The organism is Acinetobacter sp. YH16031 (genome assembly GCF_013417335.1).
In the GTDB taxonomy this organism is placed as follows: domain Bacteria; phylum Pseudomonadota; class Gammaproteobacteria; order Pseudomonadales; family Moraxellaceae; genus Acinetobacter.
In genome coordinates, this window is the sequence record NZ_VPED01000111.1 from 1 (window position 1) to 2,270 (window position 2,270).

At 39.9% G+C, this 2,270-nt stretch carries 2 protein-coding genes; both read right to left on the minus strand.

What is annotated here, in order from left to right; all coding sequences use genetic code 11:
- Nucleotides 1-1,078: replication initiation protein (locus tag FTV31_RS16305; RefSeq protein WP_180015701.1), on the minus strand; the 1,078-nt coding region annotated here is incomplete at its 3' end.
- 406 nt (nucleotides 1,079-1,484) lie between these two features.
- Nucleotides 1,485-2,270, minus strand: a 786-nt coding sequence (locus tag FTV31_RS16310; protein WP_180015703.1) for a DNA-binding protein, incomplete at its 5' end; no start/stop codon positions are given.

The following is a 2,270-nucleotide window of genomic DNA, read 5'->3' on the forward strand; positions in this document are numbered from 1 at the left end:
CGATCTCAACAGATAAGCCTTTGCGATGCAGCGAGAGGGCTTTTCTGCGTTGTTTTGCGTATGACTTACCTTTTGCTGCTCCACCTTTTCTTCCTAACTGTTTTGCGATCTTGCGTAGCACATCGTTAGTGTTTTCAGAGTAGCTATAACGCTCATAACAAAAACGGGTAATACTCCGGCAGATTTCACGCACTTCACGCTCAACCAGTGGCGTTTTGCACTTCTCAAGATTGAGTTTATTCATGAAATCAAACAAGCAAGACATAAACTGGCGTTTTGTCCAGTCCTCGCCATGTTTGAAATACAACTTATAAGCGTGATGCCGTACTGTTTCAAACAGCCAATTGTTACGCTCCCCTACTGTTATATTTTTGCTTAATTTGACCGCTTTCGCTGAATTTGGAGTGAATAGCATAGGGCGTATCACTGGACGCTCATATATACGTGTGATTCTCGCAAGTTCAGCAAGCTGATACGGCTGTACTCGCATAGTAGATACTCGCCACATGCTGCTATGCGGATTTTTGGCGACTGAATTTCTATGTGCAAAATCACCGTTTAGAAGCTCTTTAAGGCGTGTTTTTACTGCATTCAATAGCACAACCGCTTTCTTGCTATAGCGTTTATTTTTTTCATCAATGCAGACTGAATTTCGCAGACAGTAATAGAGCTGAACGTGTCCGTTTACAGGGTTTTTGACAATCAGATTAGGCAAAGGTAAATCAGGGTTTAATTTGATTATTTCCTCGATACTGGCTGCTACATTGCTATCAATATCAATAACAAAAGTACCAAGCCAAAACTCTGACGCATATCGGAGATAACCATATTGCGAACGCTCACTTGGTGTAATGAAATCAAAATGATCTCTCTCTCTCGGTGAGTTTTTCCCAGTGCGTAGGCGTAAATGCTTCGGTTTGTGGTTCAGTGTATCTTTGCTAACCCAATGCGGTGTAAGTGGTGATAAGCACTTGTCAAAAAGGGCAAGAGCTTCTTGTAAATCAGCAATTTGTTCTGATTTATCAATAAATAAATACGATTTTGGTGAAATATTTGTATGATTTGAACTAATTTGCATCGCACAAGCCCTTAGATGGCTTGCGGAGTGGTCTTTGACTGCTATAATGATTAAGCATGTTGACTATCCGTAAGTGATCAACACGTACATCAAAAGACCCATTCTCGCCAAAGAATTTTTTCGGGTCTTTTTTTGTACCTGAAAATCGAGTTTTTTATTAAAAAGAATCTGTTAAAAGCACGTTACAACTGTTTGTTGTTCAATGCAACAAATGGCGAACCTCTAAAATACATTTTTTTTAAAATTCACGTTCTCATTGATGCAATTTCAGCAAAAAAAGTTCGTTACCACATCAAAACCTGTAATTTTTCAAGCATATTGACTTGTGCCATGTTTCATTTGAGCCACTTTTTTTTCTGAGGACAGCACAGCCTTTGGCTGTGCTCCGCAAGAAAAGAAAGGGGCATTATGGCTTTTCAGCTTCTGCTAACAAATCACCAGTTTTGTCATCTATTGGCTGTTCTTCGACCTTGCCCTTCTTTTTTAATTGCTGTGGCTGATGTGGGGCACGTAGATCACGAATTTCAGATTTCAGCTCACTGATCTCAGTCTGAAAACGGCTAATATTCTTCTGCGCTTCTTCAAGTCTGACAGATGCAACACGTTCATTAGACTGAGCTTCGGCAACTTTTAGCTGCAACTGGTCACGTTCTGCTTTCAGAGCTGTATTACTTTGCTTGAACTCAGCAAGACCTTCAGAATATTGCTGTTTTGCTTCTGCATATTGCTCAGATATGACTTTCTTATGCTGTTCATACTGTTCAATAATTTCAGCTTTACTTCGTGCATGTTCTTCTTCAAGAAATTTCAACTTCGCTTTTAAATCCTGATTTTCAGAAGTTAATTGCTCAATTTCTGTGAGCTGACTGCTATTTTCTTCTGATAGTGATTCTTTATCAGCTAGTGCTATTTCAAGTTCTTCTGACAAGCGTGTGATTTCACTTGCATAACTGTCACCGATCTCGGTGATGCGACCTGCTACAATATCTGCAACAACTTCTGACAGCTTCTTCTGCTCACTGTCTTTTAGTGCTACGGCTTTCTTTTCAGCATCTTCACGATGTTCACGCTCGTATTCTTTTCGATACTTCTGAATCGTCACACTTGAGCCACCGATCAAGTCCATGATTAGTTGGTTTGTATATCTCCCATTTTCTTTTAGAAGCTGCTCAATAGCGTCATATACGTCTTG